The organism is Saccharothrix carnea (genome assembly GCF_003014735.1).
Taxonomy (GTDB): domain Bacteria; phylum Actinomycetota; class Actinomycetes; order Mycobacteriales; family Pseudonocardiaceae; genus Actinosynnema; species Actinosynnema carneum.
Genome location: NZ_PYAX01000001.1, coordinates 810923 through 833989, shown reverse-complemented (window position 1 = coordinate 833989; position 23067 = coordinate 810923). Strand labels below are relative to the sequence as shown.

Below are 23067 nucleotides of genomic sequence, written 5' to 3'. Positions count from 1 at the left end.
AAGCCTTCGGGCGCGTTGACACCCGTCCGCGCCGCACCTAGCGTTCGGGCCAACCAACTGAACATCGGCCGCGGCGCGTCGTGAGCGCCGGAACCCGCGCGGGAGAGACCTCGGTGAACGTGCCGGGGCGCCGAAGGAGCAAGTACCCCGCACACTCTCAGGCAGCGAGAACCGCTCGGGTGAGGCGACTCTGGAAAGCGTGCTCACGCGCGCACCCACGGTGCAAGCCGTCGTTGACGGTGAAGCTCTCAGGTCCCAGGACAGAGTGGGGCTGGAGGACCTTGCCGTGAGGGAGCGCTGTCGTGACTTTTCCGGACAACCTGCTGTACACGCCCGAGCACGAGTGGGTGGACTGGGCGCCGGGTACCCAGGAACCCGTGGCGATCGGCATCACGTCGTACGCGGCGGAGTCGTTGGGTGACATCGTGTTCGTGGAGCTGCCCGAGGTCGGCGCCGCGGTGACGTCCGGCGAGGTGTGCGGCGAGCTGGAGTCGACCAAGTCGGTCAGCGACCTGTACGCGCCGGTCAGCGGCGAGGTCGTGGAGGTCAACACCGCGGCCGTCGCCGACCCGTCGTTGATCAACAACGACCCGTACGGCGGTGGTTGGCTGTTCAAGGTGGCGGTGACCGACGCGACGGGGTTGCTGACCGCGGCGAAGTACGCGGAACTGACCGGGGACTGACGTCATGGCGATCAGCGTGTTCGACCTGTTCTCGGTGGGGATCGGGCCGTCGAGCTCGCACACCGTGGGCCCGATGCGCGCGGCGATGATGTTCGCGGACCGGCTGCGGCCCGCGCTGGACTCGGTCGACCGGGTGCGCGCGGAGCTGTTCGGGTCGCTCGGCGCGACCGGGCACGGGCACGGCAGCCCGAAGGCGGTCCTGCTCGGGTTGGAGGGCCACCGGCCGGAGGACGTCGACCCGGAGGAGGCCGAACGGCGGCTGGCGGAGATCCGCGCCACCGGGCGGCTGCGGCTGGCCGGCGTGCGGGAGATCGCGTTCACCGAGGCCACCGACCTGGTGATGCACCGGCGGAAGTCGTTGCCGTTGCACCCCAACGGCATGAGCTTCACCGCCCACTCGGGTGACGACGTGGTCGACTCGGCGGTGTACTACTCGGTCGGCGGCGGGTTCGTGGTGGACGACACGGCCACCGGCACGGACCGCATCAAGGCCGACGAGACACCGGTCGCGCACCCGTTCCGCACGGGTGACGAGCTGCTGGCGCGGTGCCGGGAGACCGGGCTGTCGATCAGCGAGGTCATGCTGGCCAACGAGCTGTCGTGGCGGGACGAGGCGTCGGTCCGGTCGGGGCTGCTGCACATCTGGGACGTGATGCAGGCGTGCGTCGAGCGCGGCTGCACGATCGACGGCGTGCTGCCCGGTGGGCTCAAGGTGCGTCGCCGTGCGGCCGAGATGCGCCAGCGGATGGCGGCCGAGCACTACGCCACCGACCCGTTGCGGGTGATGGACTGGGTGACGCTGTTCGCGCTGGCGGTGAACGAGGAGAACGCCGCGGGCGGGCGCGTGGTGACCGCGCCGACCAACGGTGCGGCCGGCATCGTGCCCGCGGTGCTGCACTACTACACCCGCTTCGTGCCGGGCGCGTCCGACGACGGCGTGGTGCGGTTCCTGCTGACGGCGGGCGCGGTCGGCGTGCTGTTCAAGGAGAACGCGTCGATCTCCGGCGCCGAGGTCGGGTGTCAGGGCGAGGTCGGCTCGGCCTGCTCGATGGCGGCCGGCGGGTTGGCCGAGGTGCTCGGCGGCACGCCGGAGCAGGTGGAGAACGCGGCCGAGATCGCCATGGAGCACAACCTGGGCCTGACGTGCGACCCGATCGGCGGCCTGGTGCAGATCCCGTGCATCGAGCGCAACGCCCTGGCGTCGATCAAAGCCATCACCGCCGCGCGGATGGCCCTGCGCGGCGACGGCTCGCACTTCGTGTCCCTGGACAAGGTCATCAAGACCATGCGTGAGACGGGCAAGGACATGAAGGTCAAGTACAAGGAAACCGCCCGCGGCGGCCTCGCCGTGAATGTCATCGAGTGCTGACGCGGGGCGCGGGAGGTGGCTTGTCGGGCACCTCCCGCGCCTCCGGCTAGGGCAGCACCGACTCGATCGCCTTCACCACGGCCTCGTCCTCCGGCTCGGTGGCCGGGCGGAAGCGGGCGACGACCTCGCCGGAGGGTGCGACCAGGAACTTCTCGAAGTTCCACTGGACGTCGCCCGCCGCGCCGTCGGCGTCCGCGGACGCGGTCAGCTCGGCGTACAGCGGGTGCCGGGAGGGGCCGTTCACGTCGATCTTCTCGAACAGCGGGAACGTCACGCCGTAGGTGGTGGAGCAGAACGTCGCGATCTCCTCCGCCGTGCCCGGCTCCTGGCCGGCGAACTGGTTGCACGGGAACCCGACCACCGAGAACCCCTGCTCCGCGTACCGCTCCTGCAGCCGCTCCAGGCCCCGGTACTGCGGCGTGAGGCCGCACTTCGAGGCGACGTTCACCACCAGCAACGCCTTGCCCCCCAACGCGCCCAGGCTCGACGGCTCACCGGACAGCGTGCGCAGCGGGATGTCGTGGATGCTCATGGCTGCGAGGCTACGTGCCGCTCCACCAGCGCGCGCAGCGCCGTCATCTCCGCCGCCAACGCGGCCAGCCCGGCCGGCGTCACGCTGACCCACGTCCGCGGCCGCCTGGCCTCGTAGCCCTTCTCCACCGCCACCAACCCGGCCTGCTCCAGCACGGCGATGTGCCGCGACAGGTTGCCGGCCGTCAACTCCAAAGTGGACCGCAGGTAGCCGAACTCGACCCGCTTCGCCTCGGCCGCCACGGTGAGGATGCCCAGCCGGTGCTTCTGGTGCACCACGTCGTCCAGCGATGCGGTCGGGTGCTCACTCACGCCGCAACCCGGCCAGACCGCCGATGACGAGCACCGACGCGGGCAGCAGCACCACGCTGCCCATCGACCAGGTGGTGGGCGGCGAGACCTCCAGCGGTGTGAAACCGGCCGACACGCACAGCACCACGAGGTAGGCCGCGGTGATGGTGGTGAACCGGGTGCTGCGCTCCAACGCCGCCAGCACCACCAGGCCGAGGCCGATGGCGATGAACTGCGCGATCACCGGCTGGTCGTGCTGGAGCACCGCCGTGCCGAGCACCGCCGCCGTCAACGTCACCACCCGCGGCGCGCGCCGCCGCCACAGCACGGTCGCCGCCGCCAGCACGATCAACCCGGCTGCCGTGCCCGAGTAGAACCGGAACGGCAGGTTGTCCAGCGCCCACCCGACGACCGGACCGCTCAGGCCGATCGCCAACGCGCCGAGGTAGCCCCGCGTGGACGTCTCGATGCCCACCCGCGCCCCACGCCTGCGGTACCACCACACCGTCGCCAGGCCACCCGCCACCAGCACGACCGGCCAGTACACGCCGAGCAGCACGGGATGGCGCACGTCCAGCCCCCGTGACGGCGCCTCGGCGGGCGCGTACAGCGGCAGCGCCAGGAACGACGCGACGCCGAAGAACAGCAGCGGGAACGGGTAGGCGTGCCGGTCCGCGCGCGCCCGCCGGCGCAGGTCGGCGAGGTCGCCCAGCAGGTCTGCCACCCAATCAGGTTTGCACCGCAAACCAAGCACGTCAACCAGGCACGTCAACCGAGCGTGTCAACCGCGTGGCCGGAAGATGGTCACCACCACCCGCAACCCGAGCAGCACGCTGATGACCAGCAGGTTGTAGCCGAACACGTGGAACAGCGACACGTCCGGGCCCACCTCCGGGCCGCCCTCCGCGCCCAGCAGCAGCACGGCCATCACGCCCGCCGTCGCGCCCAGCACGGTCAGCATCACCTGGTGCAGCAGCGAGACGATGAACTGCCGGTCCCGCTCGTCCGCGAACAACCGCATGCTCAACCCCAGCCGCCCCTGCTCCAACGCGCTGGAGATCCGGTCCGCCCGCCGGGGCAGGCGCCGCAGCATCGGCAGCATCGCGTGCAGCTCCTCGGTCACCGTGCGCCGCAGCGACTCGGGCGTGAGGTGCGCGCTGAACTGCTTGTCCGCGAACGACCGCGACTCGACCACGATGTTGAACCCCGGCGACAGCGCGCCCAGCGTGCCCTCCACCGTGGCCAGCGCCCGGAACACCGCCGCGATCTCCGGCGGGATGCTCAACCCATACCGGTAGACCAGCTTGAACAGGTCGCCGAACATCTCCACGTCCGGCCGCATGCCGGTGCTCAGGTGCCGTGCCATGAACTGCCCGAGCGCGCGCTCCAACTGCTGCTCGTCGATCTCGTCCGGCCTGGCCACCAGCTCCAGCAACGCGTCGCGCAGGCCCGCCGGGTCGCCGTGGTCGATGGACAGCAGCAGCTTCCCCAGCGCGGACCGCAGCTGCGCGTCGATCCGGCCCACCGAGCCGAAGTCGAGCATGCCGAGCCTGCCGTCACCCAGCAGCATGATGTTGCCGGGGTGCGGGTCGGCGTGGAAGACGCCGTTGACCATCACCTGCCGCAGCAGCACGTCCAGCAGGGTGCGGGCCAGCGCGTCCCGGTCCACCGACTCCAACGACGCCGACCGCACGGGCACGCCGTCCAGCCGCTGCATCACCAGCACGCGTGACGTGCAGAGGTCTTCGTGCACGGCGGGCAGCACCACGTCGGCACCGTCGGACGCCGCCCGCACGGCCGCCAGGTTGCGCGCCTCGACCCGGAAGTCCAGCTCCTCGCGCAACGCGGCGGAGAACCCGGCGGCCAGGTCGCGCACGCCGATCGCCTTGCCCCAGCGCGTCTTGTCGTGCAACGTCGACGCGAGCCGGTTCACGATGTCCAGGTCGCCCTCCGCGACCCGCCGCACGGCCGGCCGCTGCACCTTCACCACCACGTCCTCGCCGGACTTCAGCCGCGCCCGGTGCACCTGGGCGACGGACGCGGCGGCGATCGGCCGCTCGTCGAACTCGGCGAACACGTCCTCCGGCGCCTGGCCCAGCTCGTCCACCAGCACCTGGCGCACCTGCGGCCACGGCGCGGCGGGCACCTTGTCCTGCAGCAGCGTCAGCTCGTCCACCACGTCCGGCGGCAGCAGGTCCGGCCGCGTGGACAGCACCTGGCCGAGCTTGACGAACGTGACACCGCCCTCCTCCAGCGCCAACCGCAGCGACCTCGCCAGGCGGGTGTCGGTGCGCTCCCGCCCGCGCAGGTACGGGCCGAGGCCGTGGCGGAACGCGATCGCGGTGATGCGGGAGTAGCGGCGGGCGCGCGAGATCCGCCCGCGCAGGGCGCGCCACCACTCGGTGGGCGGCGGGATCGAGCCGGTCGGCACCACGATCTCGGCGAACGTCAGCAGGCCGATCATCAACAGCAGCGCGATGCCGATCTGCACGGTCGCCAGCGCCGGCGTCGTTTCCGGGCCCGGCATGGCGCTCAGCGCGGCTTCGCTGGACGACAGGCCGACCATGCACGCGAGCGTGGTGCGGATGAGCCCGACGTGCAGGCCGAGGATGCGTCGCGCGGCCAGCGCCATGCCGAGCACCAGGGACAGGAACGTCAGCGGAACGCCGACCGTGTACAGCAGGACATCACCCATACGTCTTCCCCCAAGCGGTTCGCGCGGAGGATAGAACGGTCTACCTGAGACGGTGCGTGTCCTGGGCAGAGATCCGATCACTCGGATGGCTGATGCCGGGTGGTTCACCCGGTGACGGTCTCGGTGGAGGTGGCCGGTTACCCCGATTCATGGATGTGAAGAGTGTTGACGATCAGGTCGTCGACTCCCTACGGTCGCCCAAGAGGTCCGAGGACCTCCGCACGATCCCCGTGGAGGGGCCACGACTTCGGCGGCGGTGTCGCGGGCCCTCCACGGGCGTGCTGCCGCTCGCGTCGCCGCGTCAGAAGTCGAACACCGGGCCGGTTTCGGCCCGCATCACGCACGGGTTCGGGAACTCGGCCTCGAACGCGCGGGTCTCGCCGCGCCACGTGCCGGACGCCGTGACCCGCACCGGGTCGTACTCCAGCGTGCACAGGGCCTCGCCGGTCGACAGCCCCTCGATCTGTCCGTCCACATCGGACAAAGCGAGGCAGGCCTGTTGGGCTCTCGGGTGCAGTCCACCGGCGGGTTCGCAGGTCAGGTTGGAGAACTGGACGGATTCGCCGCGCTGCACGCTGAGCACGAAGTTCGACTCGGAAGCGGCGAAGCTGGGAATCAGGGCGGCGATCGCCGCGATGAAGGGGAGTGGTGCCATGCTCTCCAGACTGGCCGCCGGTTGCCGCTCAACTCCAGGCATCTCACCGGATCGTGTGGTTTCGACAAGATCAGCCGGGGCGTGTCGCGCTACTCGCCGGTAAGCGCGCGGTGGTGTGAGGTGGATCACTGTCGAGGTCGGCGGCGTGCCCGCGCGGGCCAGGGTGGGTGAATGGCTTCCGAGGTGCGCAGGGTGGCGCTGGCCAGCAGCGCGGGCAACGCCGTGGAGTTGTACGACTTCCTGCTCTACGGCACCGCGGCGGCGCTGGTGTTCGACAAGCTGTTCTTCCCGTCCTTCGACCCGCGCATCGGCACGCTGCTGGCGTTCGCCACGTTCGGCGCGGGGTTCCTGGCCCGGCCGCTGGGCGGGGTGGTGATCGGCCACTTCGGCGACCGGATCGGGCGGCGGCCGATGCTGGTGCTGACGCTGACCGCGACCGGCTTGTGCACGGCGGCGATCGGGCTGCTGCCGACGTACTCCTCGATCGGGTTGGCCGCGCCGTTGCTGCTGGTGCTGCTGCGGGTGGTGCAGGGGTTCTTCCTGGGCGGCGAGCAGGGTGGCGCGACGTTGATGGCGGTCGAGCACGCGCCGGTCGGGCGGACCGGGTGGTACGGCAGCTGGACGTTCCTCGGATCGCCCCTCGGGCTGCTGCTGGCCAACGGTGCGATGGCGGCGTCGACCGCGGTGTCCGGTGACGCGTTCCTGACCTGGGGCTGGCGGGTGCCGTTCCTGTTCAGCCTGGTGCTGGTGGGTGTCGGGCTGTACGTGCGGCTGTCGGTGGAGGAGAGCCCGGCGTTCCGCGACGCGCGGTCGGCTGTCGGGACGGTGCGCCTGCCGGTGGCGGTCGTGCTGCGGCAGTCGTGGCGGAAGGTGGTGCTGGGCGCGGGGGTGAACCTCGGGTTCAACATGTTCATCTTCGTGGTGGCGACGTTCGCGGTGTCGTACGGGACGCGTGAGCTCGGGATGGCGCGGGGCACGTTGTTGAACGCGGGGTTGATCGGGGCGTTCGCGCAGGCGGTGGCGATCCTGGTGTTCGCGCGGCTGTCCGACCGGGTGGGACGGTTGCCGGTGATGCTCGGCGGTGCGGCGTTCCTGGGCGTGTTCGCGTTCCCGTTGTTCTGGCTGCTGGAGACGCGGTCGCCGGGGCTGGTGGTGCTGGCGATGGTGCTGGCGTTCGCCGGGTCGGCGGCGGTGTTCGGGCCGATGCCCGCCTACTACGCCGAGCTGTTCGGCACCCGCGTCCGCTACAGCGGCGTCTCCCTGAGCTACCAGCTCGGCGCCGTGCTGGGCGGCGGCCTGTCCCCGGTGGTCGCGACGTGGCTGCTGACCGCCACCCCGACCCACGACTCGTGGCCGATCTCCCTCTACCTGATCGTGGGCGCCCTGATCAGCGCCCTCTCCCTGCTCGCCATCGGCGAAACCCTCCGCCGCCACCCCTGACCGCGAGTCGAACCTCCAGGTCCCGCGTGTCCCACGTTCGGAACGCGCGTGTCCTACGTTCCGGTACCCCGAGTTGAACACTCGGGACGGCGGGCCGTGTTCTGAGTGTTCAACTCGGGTGTTCTGAACGTAGGACACGGTGGACGCGAACGTGGGACACGCGGGACCTGAGTGTTCGACTCGCGCGGGGTCAGAGGGATTTCAGGGCGGGGAGGGGGATGGTGGAGGTGGGGGTCGGGGAGGTGGTGGTGCGCCAGGCGATGACGCCGTCTGGGCGGACCAGGGTGGCGCCGGTCGGGCCGATGCCGTAACGCTTGGCCAGGGTGTCGGTCGGGTCGGTGATGGTGGGGATGTCGAGGCCCGGGGTGGGGACGCGCCACGCCGGGTTGAGGGTCAGCAGGGTCCAGGTGGTGAACAGGTCCAAAGTGGACTTTTGGGTGCCGTCGTGGTCCACCACGACGTGCGGCGCGCGGAAGCCCGGACGGCCGGTCGGGTCGGCCGGGTTCTCCATCGGCGCCGGGTCGGTGTCCTCGATCAGCACCGCGCTCGAACGGCAGCGGTAGCCCAGGGTCAGGTGCAGGTGGTCGACCTCGTCGGGCACGTCGGGGCCCGCCAGGTGCGGTGCGAACCGCTGCACGTAGTTGGCGTAAGACCCGTCCACCACGAGCTGTGCGTACGGCCGGCGTTCGGCCTCGTAGCTGTCCAGCAGCCCCTCACCCGCCTCGCCCTTGAGCACCTCGGCCAGCTTCCACGCGAGGTCGAACCCGTCACCGATCGCCGTGTTGCCGCCGAGGCCCCCGGTCGGCGGCGTCACCTTCGCCGCGTCACCGGCCAGGAACACCCGCCCGGCCCGGAACCGGTCGCTCAGCCACGCGCCCATCTCCCACGCCGTGACCTCCACGATCTCCGGCTCCAGGTCCGGCGCGTCCGTCGCGATCCGCACCAACTCCGCGCACCGCCGGAGCGGGTAGTCCGCCACCGACTCGCGCGCCGGGTCGTACTCGATCGTGAGCACGTTGCGCCGCTCGGTGTTCGTCGCCACGAAAGCGCCCGTGAACGCCGGGTTCCGCAGGTAGAACAACGTCAGCTTGTCGGACGCGATGCGTGCCGACAGGTCCGCGTCGAACACCACCCCGACGTGGTGCGACAACGGCCCGTGGCCCCGCCGCCCGATCCCCGCGAACGACCGCACCACGCCCCGGTGCCCGTCCGCCCCGATCACGTACTCGGCCCGAACGGTCCGCTCACCGCCCGCTGACCGGAGCCGGGCCGTCACCCCGTCGTCGTCCTGCGCCAACGACACGAGCTCGGTCTCGAACACCACCTGCGCGCCCAGTTCACGCGCCCTCCGCAGCAGCACCGGCTCGACGTGGTCCTGGCTCGCCATCCCGGGTCGCTCGGGGCTCAGCGACGCGTCCCACTCGTGGTCCTCTTGCACGATCGTGTGAAACACCCGTCCGCGCAGGCTCTCCGCGATCTTGATCACCAGGCCGCCGTCGAGCCCCGCACCGCCTGCCAGCACCTCGTCCGCGACCCCGGCCCGGCGCAGCAGTTCCATCGTCCGGTGCGTCTGCCCGGTCGCCTTGGGGTGCGGCGACGTCCCCCGGTGCTTCGAGACGGCGAGCACCTCGATGCCCTGCTGCGCCAGGAACAACGCCGCGGACAACCCGGCGAGTCCCGCCCCCACCACCAGTACCTGCACGTGTTCGTCTGCCATGGCAAATATCTTAGGCAGTAAGAGATACGTCTGGCAAGAAATTATCCCAGAGAGACAACCGTGCCGGTCCGCGCGGACGTGAAAGCCGCCTCGACCACCTCCAGCCCGGTCACCGCGTCAGCCACCGGAACGGGCGCCTGACCTGCGGCGACGGCCGCGTAGAAGTCCTGGTACGCGCCCGGCGACGTGCGCACGGGCTCGGTGCCCAGCACGCCCCACTGCTCGGGCGGCTCCTCTCCCCACCCGGAGCCACCCGGCACCACGCCCGCCTTCAACGCCTCCTCCTGCGGGTCCATCCCGTGCTTCACGTACGCCGACCGGTCGCCCAGCACCCGGAACCGCGGCCCCAGCGACGCCACCAACGCCGACGCCCACAGGTGCGACACCGCACCGGAAGGGTGGGTCAGCGCGAGGAACGCGTCGTCGTGCGCCCGGGCACCCTCCCGCAACGTCCGCACCTCCGCGAACACGCTCGTCGGACGCCCGAACAACGCCACCGCCTGGTCGACCAGGTGCGTGCCCAGGTCGAACACGATGCTGCCCAGGTCGGCCGGGTCGCCGGACTCCTTCCACCCCTCCTTCACCTCCGGCCGCCACCGCTCGAACCGCGACTCGAACCGGTGCACCCGCCCCAGCGCGCCCTCGCCGACCAGCCGCGCCACGGTGCGGAAGTCGCCGTCCCAGCGCCGGTTGTGGAACGGCGCCAGCAGCAGCCCGCGTGCCGCCGCCAGCTCCGCCAACTCGCGCGCCTGCGCCGCCGACGACGCGAACGGCTTGTCCACCACGGCGTTCAGCCCGTGCTCCAACGCGGCACGGGCGTGCGCGGCGTGCAACCGGTTCGGCGTGGTCACCACGACCAGGTCGAACTCGTCGGCCCGCCGCCACACCTCGTCGACCGACGAGATCAACTCCGCGGACGGGTACCGGGACGCCACCGCGGCCTGCCGCTCCGGGTTCCCGGTGACGACCGCGGTCAGCGCCAAGCCGGGCGTAGTGGACAGGAACGGTGCGTGGAAGGCGGCTCCGCCGAGCCCGTAGCCGATCAGTGCGGTGCGCATGACCGGAACCCTAAGCGTCCCACGACATGGACGCCCTGTCGCGGACCGTCACGCAGCGCTAGCTTCGGCGGCATGATCCCGCTCGTGACCCGTCGGCACGTGGACTACGTGCGCGTCACCAGCATGGCCTGTCGCCGCTCCTGACCCACCTCGCCGACCGCCGCACGCCCGGTCTTCTTCGGCGTGCCCGAAAACCCCCGCGAGCCGCACAGGAGCCTCAACATGTCCTGGTCCTTCGACACCTTGCAGGTCCACTCCGGCGCCGCGCCCGACCCGGCGACCGGCGCGCGTGCCACCCCGATCTACCAGACCACCTCGTTCGTGTTCCGCGACTCCGCGCACGGCGAGGCGCTGTTCAGCCTGGCCGAGCCGGGCAACATCTACACCCGCATCAACAACCCCACCCAGGACGTGCTGGAGCAGCGGGTCGCCGCGCTGGAGGGCGGCGTGGCCGCGGTGGCGTTCGCCTCGGGACAGGCCGCCGAGACCGCCACCGTGCTCAACCTCGCCCGTGCGGGTGACCACCTGGTGTCCAGCGCGTCGCTCTACGGCGGCACGTACAACCTGTTCCACTACACGTTGCCCAAGCTCGGCATCGAGGTGTCCTTCGTGGACGACCCGGACGACCTGGACGCGTGGCGGGCCGCGGTCCGGCCGAACACCAAGCTGTTCTTCGCCGAGTCGCTGGCCAACCCGCGCAGCAACGTGCTCGACGTCGCGGCGGTCGCCGAGGTGGCGCACGCGGCGGGCGTGCCGCTGGTGGTGGACAACACCGTACCCACGCCGTACCTGCTGCGGCCGATCGAGCACGGCGCGGACATCGTGGTCCACTCGGCCACGAAGTACCTGGGCGGGCACGGCACCGCGGTCGCGGGCGTGGTCGTGGACGGCGGCACGTTCGAGTTCTCCGACGCGGTGAAGTTCCCGGACTTCACCGAGCCCGACCCCAGCTACCACGGTCTCCGGTACTGGCCCGCGCTCGGGCACGGCGCGTTCGCCGCGAAGCTGCGGGTGCAGGGCCTGCGCGACACCGGAGCCGCCATCGCGCCGCTGACCAGCTTCCTGGTGCTGCAGGGCATCGAGACGCTGTCGCTGCGCATCGACAAGCACTCGGCGAACGCGCTGGAGCTGGCCCGGTGGCTGGAGGCGCGCGACGAGGTCGAGAAGGTGCACTACGCGGGCCTGCCGTCGAGCCCGTGGCACGGCCTGGCGCGCAAGTACCTGCCCAAGGGTGCGGGTGGCGTGGTGTCGTTCGAGCTGCGCGGCGGGGTGGCGGCGGGCCGTGCGTTCGTGGACGGCGTGGAGCTGTTCAGCCAGCTGGTGAACATCGGTGACGTGCGCAGCCTCATCGTGCACCCGGCCAGCACCACGCACAGCCAGCTCACGCCCGAGCAGCAGCTCGTCTCCGGCGTCGCGCCCGGCCTGGTGCGGCTGTCGGTGGGCATCGAGGGCGTGGAGGACCTCGTAGCCGACCTCGAGGCGGGCTTCCGCGCCGCCAAGTCGGTGCTGTGAGCCGCGAGTCCACCTCCGGGAAGACCCCTCCCGCCGCCGGCGGGTGGCGGGAGGGGGACCCGAACGGGCGACGCCGGTGGGTCCGCGGCGCGCTGCCGGGTCTGCCGGGGCTGTCGATCGCCTACGAGACGTGGGGTGAGCCGAACGCCGACCGGTCGAACGCGGTGCTGGTGCTGCACGCGCTGACCGGCGACAGCCACGTGGCGGGCCCGGCCGAGCCGGGGCACCCGACGCCGGGCTGGTGGGACGGGCTGGTCGGGCCGGGACGCGCGTTGGACCCGGCGCGCTGGTTCGTGGTCGCGCCGAACGTGCTGGGCGGCTGCCAGGGCACCACGGGGCCGTGGGCGACCGCGCCGGACGGCGAGCCGTGGGGCGCGCGGTTCCCGAAGATCACGGTGCGCATGCAGGTGGCGGCCGAGGTGCTGCTGGCCGACGCGCTCGGCATCGACGCGTGGGCCGCCGTGCTGGGCGGCTCGATGGGCGGGATGCGGGCGCTGGAGTGGGCGGTGTCCGTGCCGGACCGCGTGCGCGCCCTGCTCGTGCTGGCCACGCCCGCGGCGTCCACGGCCGACCACATCGCGTCGGCGTCCGCCCAGCTGCACGCCATCCGGCTCGACCCGGTCGGCGGCCTCGGGGTGGCACGCCGGATCGCGCAGATCGGCTACCGCGGCGAGGCCGAGCTGGCCGCCCGGTTCGGCCGCGAGGTGCGCGAGGACGGCCGGTACCAGGTGGAGTCCTACCTCGACCACCACGCGGCCAAGCTGGTCCGCCGGTTCGACCCGGCCAGCTACGTCACCCTGACCGAGGCGATGAACGGCCACGACGTGGGACGCGGCCGGGGCGGTGTGCGGGCCGCGCTGCGCCGCGTCACGGCCCGCACCGTCGTGGCCGGGATCGACACCGACCGGATGTACCCGCTGCGGCAGCAGGCCGAGATCGCCGACGCCGTGCCCGGCGCCGGCGACCTGCGCGTGGTGACCTCGCCCTACGGCCACGACGCGTTCCTCATCGAGGTCGACCAGGTGTCGAAGCTGGTGACCGAGCTGCTCGACTAGAAACCGGCGGTGATGCGGGTGAACTACCAGTCGGCCTGCGGGATGCCGCTGCACGTGGACGACACCTGGCCGTCGCACCCGCCGCGGTGACGATCTTCAGGGCCTCCAGGATCCGGTCCCGCACGGCGACGTTCTCGAACTCGTCGGTGTAATGACCACCCGTTCGGGTGACAAGTGCGTCCCGGTACGACCCGAGCGAGGTGCCCGCGGGCAGGTCGAACCCGATGCGCCACGAGGTGATGGCGGCCGGGCCGCCGTTGGCGACGGTGGACTTGGCCTCGAAGCCGCTGCCCCATCGCGCCCACCTCGGAGCGTGGTCTAGACCAAATCAGAGGCAAGGGTCTTCACGGTTCGCCCGGCACGACGGCGCGGGGAAACGGGCGAACGGGACTATTCGTCCAGGGCGGTGGCGATCCACGGCGACACGGGCAGGTCGCGCATCGCGCACTCGACGGCCAGCTTCACCGTCCACCGCAGTGCTTGCAGCACCACCGTGGCCAGCTCCTGCGGCTGCCCGTTGGCCAGCGCGATCTCGATCTGCTCGGCCGCGGCCTCCTCGTCGCCGTGCACCTCGGCGAGCAGCGTGCGGATCGCGGTGCGCACGGGCGGGTCGGCGTCGTCGATCGGCACCTCCTGCCCGTCCTCGTCGAAGACCTGCATCTTGACCGGTGTCGCACCGCCCGAGCCGAGGGCGGCGACCATGGCGCTGCACTCGGAGAACAGCAGGAGGACCAGCTCCCGGATCTCCTCGTTGCCCTCGGGCGAGCCGCTGAGGTACCCGGTGACCAGGTCGACCGCGACAGCGTCCTCCCCGACCTTGGCTGCGGTCAGGGCCTCACCGGCCACGGCCTGGAGCCGCGACCAGCGATCCGGATCTTGCTGCGGGTGCATTCAGCCATCTTCCAACACGGAGTAGGGGCGCACAGCTCTGCATATTGCCTACCCGGTGGTGTTCGCCCGCCGCAACGGCTTGTCCGGGGCGTGGCCAGTCGGGTATGGGCGTGGTTTCGCGCGCGTAGTACCGGGGTATGACAGCCCTCGGGCTCATGTGCGGCGCGGGCCCGCCGCCTAGCATCGGGGTCGTGATCCGCACCCTGCTCCAGGTCGTGCTGTTCCGCGACCGCTCGCGGATCTTCGACGGTGTCCGCTTCCGCCGCCCGCTGCTGGGGTTGGTGCTGCTCCACGGCCTGATCATGGCCCTCGGGGTGAGCTCGGACTACGTCTCGCGGGAGGAGCCGGACGGCTGGTGGCCGCTGCTGTTCGCCATCGTCGCCGGCAGCACCGCCCTGACGTTGCGCTCCACGCTCGTCGCCTGGCGGCTGGCCACGGCCGGGCTGGTGGCCATGCGGCTGCTGGTGCCCTCCGAACCCTCGCCCCTGGGCAGCTGGCAGTGGTGGTGGTACCCGGTGGTGCTGCTGGCGGTCGCGGCCGTGCACCGCGGCCGGGTCGTGCTGCTCGTGGCGTTGATCACGTCCGGGGTGCTGTCCGCGCTGGCCGAGCCGGCCGCCACCCTGCCCGCCGTCGGCTTCCTGCTCCTGGTGCTCCTCGTCGGGTACGCGTTCGGCGCGCGCGGGCGGGCCGAGCAGCGGTTCCACGCCGAGCGGGACGAGAAGGCGGCGCTGCTCGAACGCGCCCGGATCGCCCGCGAGATGCACGACGTGGTCGCGCACCACATGTCGCTGGTGGTGGTCCGGTGCGAGACCGCGCCCTACCGGATCACCGACCTGCCCGAGGCGGGCAAGCGGGAGTTCGCCGAGCTGGGCGCGGCGGCCCGGGCCGCGATCACGGACATGCAGCAGCTGCTCGGCGTGCTGCGGGCGTCGGGCCAGCGCGCCGACCGGGCGCCGCAGCCGGGGCTGGCCGACATCCGGTCGCTGCACGCGGACGCGTCCGTCAGCGAGGCCGAGGTGCCGGAGGCGGTCGGGCTGACCGCGTACCGGATCGTGCAGGAGGCGTTGACCAACGCGGGCCGCCACGCGCCGGGCTCGACCACGTCGGTGACCGTCGAGCTGGTGGACGAGCGGCTGCGGGTCGTCGTGCGGAACACAGCCGGTGGGCCGTCGCTGGGTGGTGGTGGCGGGCACGGGCTCGCGGGCATGCGGGAACGGGTGGCGGTGCACGGCGGTTCGCTGACCGCCGCGCCGACCGCGGACGGGGGGTTCGAGGTGCGCGCCGAGATCCCGGTGGCGCAGTGACGGGGGTGTGGCGGTGATCCGGGTGCTGGTGGCGGACGACCAGGAGATGGTGCGCGAGGGGTTCTCCGCGCTGCTGGACGCCCAGCCGGACATCAGCGTGGTCGGGTCGGCCGGTGACGGCGTGGCCGCGGTCGGCGAGGTGCGCCGGTTGCGGCCGGACGTGGTGCTGATGGACGTGCGGATGCCCGAGATGGACGGGCTGACCGCGACCCGGCTGCTGGCCGCCGACCCGGTCAAGGTGCTCGTGCTGACCACGTTCGACCTGGACGACTACGTCTACGAGGCGTTGCGGGCCGGTGCGAGCGGGTTCCTGCTCAAGCACGCGCCCGCGAGCGAGCTGCTGGCCGCCGTTCGGGTGGTCGCGCGCGGTGACGCGTTGCTGGCGCCGTCGGTGACCAAGCGGCTCATCGAGGACTTCGTGAAGGCGCAGCCGGTGCGGGTGGTCAAACCCGCCGCGCTGGGCGCGTTGACCGAGCGGGAGACCGAAGTGCTGAGGCTGATCGCGCAGGGCCTGTCGAACGGCGAGATCGCCGCGCACCTGGTGCTGGCCGAGCAGACGGTGAAGACGCACGTGAGCCGGGTGCTGATGAAGCTCGGCCTGAGAGACCGGGCGCAGGCCGTGATCGCGGCCTACGAGTCCGGTCTCGTGGTACCGGGGTAGGGCCTTCGGATCGGCACCGCGGTGTGACGATCCGAGGGGCGTGGTCTTCCTAGCTTCGACGGCATGCAGAAGATCGCAATGGTGGCCGCGCTGCTGGTGCTGGCCACGCCGGGTGGTGGCGACCCGCCCCCGTTCACGCCCCGGGTCGAGGTGCACGGCGACCTGGCCCGTGCCGCGCACGTCGCGGTCGTCGTGCCGGGGTCCGATGTGGACGGTCCGCGGTTCGGTGCCACGGTCGGGCGGATGGCGCGCCACCTGCACGCGTCGGTCGGGCGGGACGACGTGGCGGTGGTCGCCTGGCTGGGCTACCGGACGCCGTCCGGGCTCGGGGTGGACGCGGCGGGCGGTCGGCTGGCGCGGGCGGGCGCGGTCGCGCTGGACGAGTACGTGCGCACGTTGCCGGGGCACGTGCACCTGCTGTGCCACAGCTACGGGTCGGTGGTGTGCGCGCTGGCCCAGCCGCGCGTGGACGACGTGGTGTTCCTCGGGTCGCCCGGCGTGCGGGTGGACGCGGTGACGTCCGGCGCGCGGGTGTGGGCGGCGCGCGGTGGCCGCGACTGGACGCGGTGGGTGCCGTCGGTGCGGCTCGGCGACCTGGGGCACGGGGTGGACCCGGTCGACCCGGCGTTCGGGGCGCGGGTGTTCGACGCGGGCGACGTCGAGCACGACGAGTACTTCCGGGAGGGCACGCCGTCGCTGCGCGCCCTGGCCCGGATCGCGGTGGGGGAGGCACCGTGACGCACCGGGACCCGGTGATCGACGCGACGCGGGCGATCGCCGTCGTCGGGGTGGTGCTGGGGCACTGGCTGGTGACGGCCGTGGTGCTGACGGGTGACGGGTTGGTGGTGGACAGCCCGTTGCGGTGGATGCCGGAGCTGGCCCCGGTGAGCTGGGTGCTGCAGACGCTGGGGCTGTTCTTCTTCACCGGCGGGTTCGGCGCGGCGCGGTCGGGCACGCCGTGGTGGTCGCGGGCGCGAAAGCTCGTGCTCCCGGTGGCGGTGCTGCTCGGTGCGTGGGCTGCGGTCCTCCTTGGACTGTCACTGCGTGGGTTGCCGCAGCAGACGGTGTGGACGGTCGGTTACCTCGTGGTCACGCCGTTGTGGTTCCTGGGCGTGTACGTCGTGCTGTTGGCGTGCACGCCGGTGCTGCGGCGGTTGGGCTGGTGGGGTGTGGTGATCCCGGTCGTGCTGGTGGCGTCGGACCTCGGCTGGGTGAACGTGGTCGCGGTGTGGTGGGTGCCGTGGCAGGTGGGCGTGCTCGTGGCCCGGCACGGGCACGCCCGAATCGGACAGCACCGTTCGTGGGGTGCGGTGCTGCTGGTGACCGGCGGGGTGGTGTTCGCGCTGCTGCTGCACGCCGGTTACCCGGCCAGCGCGGTGGGCGTCCCGGGCGCGGCGGAGTCGAACCTGTCGCCGCCGTCGCCGGCCGCCTTGGCGTTGGCGGTGGCGCAGGTGGGGCTGGTGCTGCTGGTCCGGCCGTCGTTCCGGGCCCGTGCGCTGAACGCGCGGGCGTTGCCGATCTTCCTGGTGCACCAGAGCGCGTTGCTGGTGGTGACGTTGGTCGGTGCGGTGTTCGGCCCGTTGCGGGGCCTGCACACGCCGCCTTCGGACGCGCTATGGGTGCTGGAGCGCGGGACGTGGCTGCCGGTGTTCACCGGGGTGTGCCTGGTGCTGCTTCGGTACCGCCGCGAGCAGGGCCGCGGCGATCGTCCCGCCGTGCAGGACGACCATCGCGACGGTCGGCTCCAGCGCGAGCAGCGGCGGGACGCAGGCCAGCGCGGTGAGCAGCCAGGGACGGCGGCCGTGGCACGTGCCGGCGTGCGCGGTGTGCAGCAGGTACCAGCCGAGCAGCAGGTGGATGAGGTTCTGCAGCGGGTCGACCTGGAACACGACCAGGGTGCCCGCGGCACCCGCGAACCCGGTCACCACGAACCCGAGGACGCCCAGCACGCCGTAACCGGCGCCGAGCGTGACGGCGAGCCGGGTGCGGTGGGTCTCCCGGGTGCGGCTGGGGCTGAGCGCGGCGTTGCGCTCGAAGCGGTGGAACAGCAGCACGAGCGGCAGGAGCAGCAGCACCAGCACGGCCAGCCAGCGCGGTTTGGTGGCGACCCAGTCGAACGCGGCCGGTGAGTCCAGCAGGCCCAGGACGCCGACCACGGCCGCGAGCACGGTCAGGTAGCCGAGGTAGACCGTCATCGGCGCGGTGCGGGCGAACTCGACGACCCGCCACGGGTACCCGTCCGCGAGCCAGGCCGTGACGCGGGGCTTGAGCAGCAGCACCAGGCAGATCTGGGCCAGGCCGAGCACGAGCAGGCACACGGTGGGCGGGCTGAGGTTCGAGCTGCCCTCGCCGGGCAGCGGCATCATCGTGCGCGGGTACCCGCCGAACGTGATCAGCGCGAGCAACGCGGGCACGGCGGCCAGACCGAGGGCGCCGAGCACCTTGCGCGAGACGCGGTGCAGGCTGCCGTCGGCGTAGTAGAAGCCCAGCTGCTGCAACAGCAGCGCGCCGAGCACCAGGTTCAGGTAGCCGCCGGTGCGCCAGGCGAAGCCGATGCGGGCCAGGTCGACCAGGATCATGGCGGCGACCAGCGCCACCGGCGTGACCAGCCGGGCGTGGCGGTGCAGCCAGGCCATGACCGGGGTGGCGGCGACCGCGACCACGTACAGGCCGAGGAACCACAGCGGGTGCGCGATGAGCCTGCCGAACATCTCCACCCGGGACTTGTCCACGTCGAGCAGTTCGAGCGGCAGCGGGAGGACCAGCCAGGCCAGCACGAACGCCAGCACGGGGCGCAGCAGCCAGGAGATGCGGGCGGCCAGGTAGCGGCCGTAGCCGCCGTGGTCGGCCTGGACGGCGTGCCAGCCGGCGAGGTTGGCGTGGCCGCCCGCGAAGTAGAAGACGGGGATCGCCTGCAACACCCAGGTGAGCAGCCACAGCCAGTTCGCGCTCACGCCCGCCCAGTGCAGGACGGTGATCAAGGACTGGCCGATGACCACCAACGCGAGCGCGCTCAGCCGCAGGAACGTGGCGTAACGGTCGTCGGTGGCCCGCGGCAGCGGGGCGTCGACGGGGTCGTCGGGTTCCTTCTTGCGGGGCAGGCGGGCGAGCAGCAGGAACACCACGACGGCGCTGCCGAAGCCCCAGGCGAGCACGGGCTCGTGCCCGGGCGGTCCCCAGCGCTGCCGCCACGAGTTGAACTCCAGGCCCGCCGCGTAGAGCTGCGCGGTGGCGTGGCAGCGGATGGCGTGCCCGCGCGGGTTGACGTCGCACTGGGCGTGCATGTCGCGGGCGAGGCGGGCGTCGAGGGACTTGCGGGCGTCCTGGCCGAGCGGGCGGCCCTTGTGCTCGGCGTAGCGGAGCAGGTCGTAGCCGAGGTCGTGCGCCTTGCAGCCGGTGCCGAAGTCCCACTCGGTGTCGCCCGCGGGCCCGGAACACCCGCCGTTGGGGTCGATGGCCCGCGTGGTGCCGTCCGCCGCCGTGACGACCACGGGCCTGCGGTTCACCACCTCGTTGAAGTCCGCCGGGAACTCGACCAGCGGGTTCGCCGTCGACGGGTGGGCCATGGCCTCGACCGCCTTGGCCGCCGTCGCGATGTCGCCACTCAGCGGCGAGGTGTCCGTCGCACCGGCCGGCCTGGAGGCGATCACACCGCACGCGAACACGGCGAGCGCCACCAGCACGAACCTGAACCAGGCGGGCAGGCGGGCGAGCAACCGGAGCCCCGGCCACCCCCCGGTGGTGTTCACCGCCACGTCACCCATTGGCAGCTCAGCGTACGCGAGAGTCCAACGTTCAGGACGCGAGAGTCCAACCTTCACACCACACGTGTCCTACGTTCAGAACGCGCGTGTCCTACGTTCGCGTCGCGCGTGTCCTACGTTCGGAGCACCCGAGTTCAACGCTCAGGACACCCGACCCGGCACGGGCAGCGCCCCCGACAGCGACGCCAGCGCCATCTGCGAGAGCAACGCCGCCATCTGGTCGCGGTCCAGGTGGGCGCTGTGCGGCGTGGAGTTGATCAGCCCGAACACGGCGTGCGCCGCGGCACGGGCGGTGGGCTCGTCCACTTCCGGTGACGTCTTGCGGATCGTCTCCACCCACACCTCGACGTAACGCCGCTGGAGCGCTCGCACCCGCCGCCGGTCCGGGTCGGTCAGGTTCGCCAGGTTGCGGATCTGCACGGTGATCAACGCCGGGTCGTCCAACGCGAAGTCGACGTGCCAGCGGATCAATTCCCGAAGTGCCCGCGCCGGATCGCCCGAAGCGGCCACCCGGTTGAGCCCGCCGTCCAGCAGGCGCTCGCTGATGGACGTCAGCATCTCGCCCAGCATCGCGTCCTTGCTGCGGAAGTGCCGGTACAGCGCCGGCCCGGAAATCCCCACCGCAGCACCGATGTCGTCGATGCCGACGCCGTGGAAGCCGTGCCGGGCGAACAGTTCGGCGGCGGCGGCCAGGATCTGGTCCCGGCGGGTTTGCTTCGCTGGCTCGGCTGACACGCCGCCCATCTTAAACGCCCAGCCCAGTCCACGTAAACGGGCGTTAACCTGACCGTCGGGAAACGATCACCGACCGGCGGCCGAAACGCGTAGTTAACTCTTGACCCACTCTTTTTATATAGGACTACTTGCTGGTAACTCTTGTTGTGCTCCGCATCACACCCTGCGTTGTTTCCCTCCGGGAGGCTCCGATGCGCCTTGTCCGAACCCTGTCCAGCGCGGCGCTGGCACTCGTCGCCACGCTGGCGCTCGTCGTGCCGGCCCAAGCCGCCGGCGCCAACTACGTCGCGCTCGGCGACTCTTACTCGTCCGGAACGGGCACCGGCTCGTACTACAGCGACTCCGGCAGCTGCAAGCGCAGCCAGTACAGCTACCCGGCCCTCTGGGCGGCCTCGCACGCGCCCGCGTCGTTCAAGTTCGTGGCCTGCTCCGGCGCCAAGACCGGTGACGTGCTGGCCAACCAGATCAGCGCCGTGACCGCGACGACCTCCCTGGTCAGCATCTCGATCGGTGGGAACGACGCCGGCTTCACGGACGTGATCACCACCTGCACGTTCGGCTCCGACTCGACCTGCGTCAACCGGGTCAACCAGGCCAAGGCCTACGCCACCGGCACCCTGCCCGGCCTGCTGGACAACGTCTACACCCAGATCCGCACCCGTGCGCCGTCCGCCACGGTCGTCGTCCTCGGCTACCCGCGCCTCTACAAGGTGCCGGGCAGCTGCTCGGTCGGCCTGAGCGACACCAAGCGCGCCGCGATCAACTCCGCCGCCGACACCCTGCACCAGGTCATCTCCGCCCGGGCGGGCGCGAAGGCGTTCGCCTACCGCGACCTGCGCACGGCGTTCACCGGGCACGAGATCTGCTCGGCGGACTGGTGGCTGAACAGCCTGTCCTGGCCGGTGGAGGAGTCCTACCACCCCAACCGCAACGGCCAGCGCCTCGGCTACCTGCCGCAGCTCACGGCCGTCACCGGCTGAGCTCGTCACCGAACCACTCCGGAGGGGGTCGCGGCCGCGGCCCCCTCCGGCTTGTGAACCGGCGTTAACAAGCGCTAACATCTCCTCAGGTTAACGACGGCTAACCGCGAGGAGCCCGATGGACGCCCCGGTGCTGCGCAGCACGGCCGACAAGTCGGCCGACGCCTTCCGGCGCTACCACGACGAACACGCGCGACTCGTGCACGACCTGCGCGCCAAGCTCCGCCAAGCCGCCCTCGGCGGTCCGGAGAAGGCCCGCACGCGGCACGTCGAGCGCGGCAAGCTGCTGCCCCGCGACCGGGTCGACGCGCTGCTCGACCCCGGATCGCCGTTCCTCGAACTCTCGCCGCTCGCCGCGAACGGCATGTACGGCGACGAAGCACCCGCCGCGGGCGTCATCACGGGTGTCGGCCGCGTATCCGGCCGCGAGGTCGTGGTCGTCGCCAACGACGCCACCGTCAAGGGCGGCACCTACTACCCGCTGACGGTGAAGAAGCACCTGCGCGCCCAAGAGGTGGCGTTGCAGAACAACCTGCCGTGCGTCTACCTGGTGGACTCCGGCGGCGCGTTCCTGCCCCGGCAGGACGAGGTCTTCCCGGACCGCGAGCACTTCGGCCGGATCTTCTTCAACCAGGCCACCATGTCCGCCCGCGGCATCCCGCAGATCGCCGCCGTGCTCGGCTCGTGCACGGCCGGCGGCGCGTACGTGCCCGCGATGTCCGACGAGGCGGTGATCGTGCGCGGCCAGGGCACGATCTTCCTCGGCGGCCCGCCGCTGGTGAAGGCCGCGACCGGTGAGGTCGTCACGGCCGAGGAGCTGGGCGGCGGCGAGCTGCACTCGCGCACGTCCGGCGTCACCGACCACCTGGCCGAGGACGACGCGCACGCGTTGCGGATCGTGCGCTCGATCGTCGGCACGCTGGGTCCGCGCACGCCCCGGCCGTGGCAGGTGGAGCCGACCGTCGAGCCCGCCGTCGACCCCGCCGAGCTGTACGGCGTGGTGCCCACGGACAGCCGCACGCCCTACGACGTGCGCGAGGTCATCGCCCGGATCGTGGACGGCAGCCGGTTCCAGGAGTTCAAGAAGGAGTACGGCGCCACGCTGGTGACGGGGTTCGCCCGCATCCACGGCCACCCGGTCGGCATCGTCGCCAACAACGGCGTGCTGTTCGGCGAGTCGGCGTTGAAGGGCGCGCACTTCATCCAGCTGTGCGACCAGCGGTCCGTGCCGCTGGTGTTCCTGCAGAACATCAGCGGGTTCATGGTGGGCCGCGAGTACGAGGCGGCGGGCATCGCCAAGCACGGCGCCAAGATGGTGACGGCGGTGGCGTGCGCGCGGGTGCCGAAGTTCACCGTGGTCATCGGCGGGTCGTTCGGCGCGGGCAACTACTCGATGTGCGGGCGGGCCTACTCGCCCCGGTTCCTGTGGATGTGGCCCAACGCGCGGATCTCGGTGATGGGCGGCGAGCAGGCGGCGTCCGTGCTGGCGACGGTGCGGCGCGACCAGCTCGGCGACGCGTGGTCGGCCGAAGAGGAAGAGGCGTTCAAGGCGCCGATCCGACAGCAGTACGAGGACCAGGGCAACCCGTACTACTCCACGGCACGGCTGTGGGACGACGGCGTGATCGACCCCCTCGACACGCGGATGGTGCTGGGCCTTGCGTTGTCCACGGCGGCCAACGCCCCGATCGAGCCGGTTTCCTACGGCGTCTTCAGGATGTGATGG

General features: G+C 71.7%; 20 protein-coding genes, 2 pseudogenes and 1 riboswitch. Of the genes and pseudogenes, 11 read left to right on the top strand and 11 right to left on the bottom strand.

What is annotated here, in order from left to right; translation table 11 throughout:
* The first annotated feature begins 89 nt into the window (after positions 1-89).
* Positions 90-184, top strand: a riboswitch (glycine riboswitch).
* Between the two features lie 118 nt (positions 185-302).
* Together gcvH and B0I31_RS03985 are read left to right on the top strand one after the other, a co-directional pair.
* Positions 303-683 (top strand): glycine cleavage system protein GcvH, encoded by a 381-nt coding sequence (gcvH, locus tag B0I31_RS03990; protein ID WP_106613865.1) that lies wholly within the window; start codon positions 303-305, stop codon positions 681-683.
* 4 nt (positions 684-687) lie between these two features.
* Positions 688-2052, top strand: a complete 1365-nt coding sequence (locus B0I31_RS03985; RefSeq protein WP_106613864.1) for an L-serine ammonia-lyase — start codon at positions 688-690, stop codon at positions 2050-2052.
* A gap of 46 nt (positions 2053-2098) precedes the next feature.
* Here B0I31_RS03985 and B0I31_RS03980 read toward each other — a convergent pair whose 3' ends face one another.
* The 5 genes from B0I31_RS03980 to B0I31_RS03960 all read right to left on the bottom strand — a co-directional run bounded on the left by B0I31_RS03980 (position 2099) and on the right by B0I31_RS03960 (position 6224).
* Positions 2099-2584, bottom strand: a complete 486-nt coding sequence (locus B0I31_RS03980) for a glutathione peroxidase (RefSeq protein WP_106613863.1) — start codon at positions 2582-2584, stop codon at positions 2099-2101.
* A complete protein-coding gene (locus B0I31_RS03975) occupies positions 2581-2895 on the bottom strand; it encodes a winged helix-turn-helix domain-containing protein (protein ID WP_106613862.1) in 315 nt (104 codons plus the stop codon). Before B0I31_RS03975 ends, B0I31_RS03980 begins: the two co-directional genes overlap by 4 nt.
* Complete coding sequence (locus tag B0I31_RS03970; protein WP_106613861.1) at positions 2888-3598, bottom strand: hypothetical protein; 711 nt, start codon at positions 3596-3598, stop codon at positions 2888-2890. Before B0I31_RS03970 ends, B0I31_RS03975 begins: the two co-directional genes overlap by 8 nt.
* Positions 3599-3655: 57 nt before the next feature.
* Positions 3656-5569: an ABC1 kinase family protein gene (locus tag B0I31_RS03965; protein WP_106613860.1), complete on the bottom strand. Its 1914-nt coding sequence runs from the start codon at positions 5567-5569 to the stop codon at positions 3656-3658.
* A gap of 301 nt (positions 5570-5870) precedes the next feature.
* A complete protein-coding gene (locus tag B0I31_RS03960; protein WP_181319968.1) occupies positions 5871-6224 on the bottom strand; it encodes an SSI family serine proteinase inhibitor in 354 nt (117 codons plus the stop codon).
* 171 nt (positions 6225-6395) lie between these two features.
* On the opposite strand from B0I31_RS03960, the gene B0I31_RS03955 reads away from it, so the two are divergent.
* Complete coding sequence (locus B0I31_RS03955; RefSeq protein WP_106613858.1) at positions 6396-7664, top strand: MFS transporter; 1269 nt, start codon at positions 6396-6398, stop codon at positions 7662-7664.
* A gap of 190 nt (positions 7665-7854) precedes the next feature.
* Here B0I31_RS03955 and rdmE read toward each other — a convergent pair whose 3' ends face one another.
* Positions 7855-9381 (bottom strand): aklavinone 12-hydroxylase RdmE, encoded by a 1527-nt coding sequence (gene rdmE, locus B0I31_RS03950; protein ID WP_106613857.1) that lies wholly within the window; start codon positions 9379-9381, stop codon positions 7855-7857.
* 41 nt (positions 9382-9422) lie between these two features.
* On the bottom strand, positions 9423-10439 hold the full coding sequence (locus B0I31_RS03945; RefSeq protein ID WP_106613856.1) for a Gfo/Idh/MocA family protein: 1017 nt from the start codon (positions 10437-10439) through the stop codon (positions 9423-9425).
* A gap of 222 nt (positions 10440-10661) precedes the next feature.
* Here B0I31_RS03945 and B0I31_RS03940 point away from each other — a divergent pair, with 222 nt between their 5' ends.
* A complete protein-coding gene (locus B0I31_RS03940; RefSeq protein ID WP_106613855.1) occupies positions 10662-11951 on the top strand; it encodes a bifunctional o-acetylhomoserine/o-acetylserine sulfhydrylase in 1290 nt (429 codons plus the stop codon).
* The gene (metX, locus tag B0I31_RS03935; protein WP_106613854.1) at positions 11948-13006 is read left to right on the top strand and encodes a homoserine O-acetyltransferase MetX; all 1059 of its coding nucleotides are present in this window, start codon (positions 11948-11950) and stop codon (positions 13004-13006) included. Before B0I31_RS03940 ends, metX begins: the two co-directional genes overlap by 4 nt.
* On the opposite strand, the pseudogene B0I31_RS03930 reads toward metX, so the two are convergent.
* A pseudogene (locus B0I31_RS03930) lies at positions 12957-13292 on the bottom strand (cellulose binding domain-containing protein); the annotation flags it as partial. The gene metX and the pseudogene B0I31_RS03930 sit on opposite strands and share 50 nt — an antisense overlap.
* Before the next feature lie 104 nt (positions 13293-13396).
* Positions 13397-13897, bottom strand: coding sequence for a hypothetical protein (locus B0I31_RS03925; protein ID WP_073891469.1), 501 nt, complete (start codon positions 13895-13897; stop codon positions 13397-13399).
* Between the two features lie 191 nt (positions 13898-14088).
* Between B0I31_RS03925 and B0I31_RS03920 the strand changes: the two genes are divergently transcribed.
* The 4 genes and pseudogenes from B0I31_RS03920 to B0I31_RS43035 all read left to right on the top strand — a co-directional run.
* On the top strand, positions 14089-15201 hold the full coding sequence (locus tag B0I31_RS03920) for a sensor histidine kinase (RefSeq protein ID WP_106613853.1): 1113 nt from the start codon (positions 14089-14091) through the stop codon (positions 15199-15201).
* Positions 15202-15214: 13 nt separating this feature from the next.
* Positions 15215-15862: a response regulator transcription factor gene (locus tag B0I31_RS03915; RefSeq protein ID WP_106614037.1), complete on the top strand. Its 648-nt coding sequence runs from the start codon at positions 15215-15217 to the stop codon at positions 15860-15862.
* 63 nt (positions 15863-15925) lie between these two features.
* On the top strand, positions 15926-16600 hold the full coding sequence (locus tag B0I31_RS03910; RefSeq protein ID WP_106613852.1) for an alpha/beta hydrolase: 675 nt from the start codon (positions 15926-15928) through the stop codon (positions 16598-16600).
* Positions 16597-17472 (top strand): annotated as a pseudogene (locus B0I31_RS43035) (acyltransferase family protein); the annotation flags it as partial. The gene B0I31_RS03910 and the pseudogene B0I31_RS43035, both read left to right, overlap by 4 nt.
* A 3-nt stretch (positions 17473-17475) precedes the next feature.
* On the opposite strand, the gene B0I31_RS03900 reads toward B0I31_RS43035, so the two are convergent.
* Positions 17476-19626 carry a phospholipase A2 gene (locus B0I31_RS03900; RefSeq protein WP_106613850.1) on the bottom strand — a complete coding sequence of 717 codons (2151 nt, stop codon included), beginning with the start codon at positions 19624-19626 and terminating at the stop codon, positions 17476-17478.
* A 141-nt stretch (positions 19627-19767) separates the two neighbouring features.
* On the bottom strand, positions 19768-20370 hold the full coding sequence (locus tag B0I31_RS03895) for an SACE_7040 family transcriptional regulator (protein WP_106613849.1): 603 nt from the start codon (positions 20368-20370) through the stop codon (positions 19768-19770).
* A 182-nt stretch (positions 20371-20552) separates the two neighbouring features.
* Here B0I31_RS03895 and B0I31_RS03890 point away from each other — a divergent pair, with 182 nt between their 5' ends.
* Together B0I31_RS03890 and B0I31_RS03885 are read left to right on the top strand one after the other, a co-directional pair.
* Positions 20553-21341 (top strand): SGNH/GDSL hydrolase family protein, encoded by a 789-nt coding sequence (locus tag B0I31_RS03890; RefSeq protein WP_106613848.1) that lies wholly within the window; start codon positions 20553-20555, stop codon positions 21339-21341.
* A gap of 118 nt (positions 21342-21459) precedes the next feature.
* The gene (locus B0I31_RS03885; protein ID WP_106613847.1) at positions 21460-23064 is read left to right on the top strand and encodes a carboxyl transferase domain-containing protein; all 1605 of its coding nucleotides are present in this window, start codon (positions 21460-21462) and stop codon (positions 23062-23064) included.
* Positions 23065-23067: the final 3 nt, after the last annotated feature.